At 71.2% G+C, this 1,192-nt stretch carries 2 protein-coding genes; both read right to left on the reverse strand.

Going from position 1 to position 1,192, the window contains the following annotated elements; all coding sequences use genetic code 11:
* Positions 1–870: MFS transporter (locus G6016_RS16680; RefSeq protein ID WP_338403660.1), on the reverse strand; the 870-nt coding region annotated here is incomplete at its 3' end.
* Positions 871–938: 68 nt separating this feature from the next.
* A partial coding sequence (locus tag G6016_RS16685) for an SDR family oxidoreductase (RefSeq protein WP_182633713.1) occupies positions 939–1,192 on the reverse strand: 254 nt, incomplete at its 5' end.

Here is a 1,192-nt window from a genome sequence, read left to right on the forward strand (position 1 = left end):
CCACGTGTTGAGCCCGTAGGTCAGCAGCAGACCGGAGAAACTCATGAACCCCAGCAGAAGGGTTCCGAACCGGTAGTCCGGGGAGAGCAGGGCGGCGAAGCCGGTCCGTGACCGGGCCGGGGTGGTTGCGGTGTCGTCGTCGTCCCCGGAGGCGACCGGTGCTGCGGTGACGGGCCCGGCCGGGGCGCCCATCTCGCTCGGTAGGCCATAGGCGTCGCAGACCTTGCGGGCGCGCTCGACCCGGCCCCGCGAGGCCAGCCAGCGCGGCGACTCCGGCAGTGCGAACCACGCGTACGGCAGCACCAGCACCAGCGGAAGCGCGCCGATGAGGAACAGTCCGCGCCAGCCGATGTGGTCGCGCAGGATCATCGCGAGCGCGGAGGCGAGCACACCGCCGGCGGGGATGCCGCTGTAGACCACGGCGTTGAAGAGGTTGCGACGTCCGGCGGGCGCGAATTCCGCGATCACCGCGCCGGCGGTCGCCACGATCGCGCCGATCCCGATGCCCGTGAGCAGACGAAGGATGCCGAACGTGGTGATGTCACGGGCCAGCGCGGTCAAGGCCATCCCGATCGAGAACCAGGCGATCGCGCCGAGCATGATCCGGCGCCGGCCGATCCGGTCACCGATCGCGCCGGCGCTCAGGGCGCCGATCATCACGCCGACCAGGGCGTAGGAGCCGAGCGCGCCGGCCTGGGCCGCGCCGAGGGCACCGATCTGGGACGGATCGTTCATGAGGGTCGGCAGGACGGCGCCGTAGACGACGAGGTCGTAGCCGTCGAACAAGATGGACAGGGCCACCACGGCGAGGACGCCGTACACGGTGCGCCGATGTGCGGGGGATTCCCACACATTCTGGGCAGGGGTGATGGACACGGATGACTCCGTTCGGTGGGTTACGGGGCCGGCCGGGCGAGTGCCCGGCCGGTGGCGGAGCGTCAGCCCTGGTCGCCGCCGGCGACGGGCAGGACCGAGCCCGTGATGTAGGAGGCCTCGTCCGAGGCGAGGAAACAGATGGGTGCGGCCTGTTCGTGGAGGGTGCCGTAGCGGCCCATCACGGTCGAATCGATGGTCTGGTCGACGATCTGCGAGTACCAGGCCTGTTCCTGATCGGTGGAGGCGTCGCCGCCGCGGGAGATGCGACGCTCGGGGGCGAGGGTGCCGCCGGGGGCGGTGGCCACCACGCGCACGC

The sequence above is a fragment of the Dietzia aerolata genome, assembly GCF_014144865.1.
GTDB lineage: Bacteria > Actinomycetota > Actinomycetes > Mycobacteriales > Mycobacteriaceae > Dietzia > Dietzia aerolata.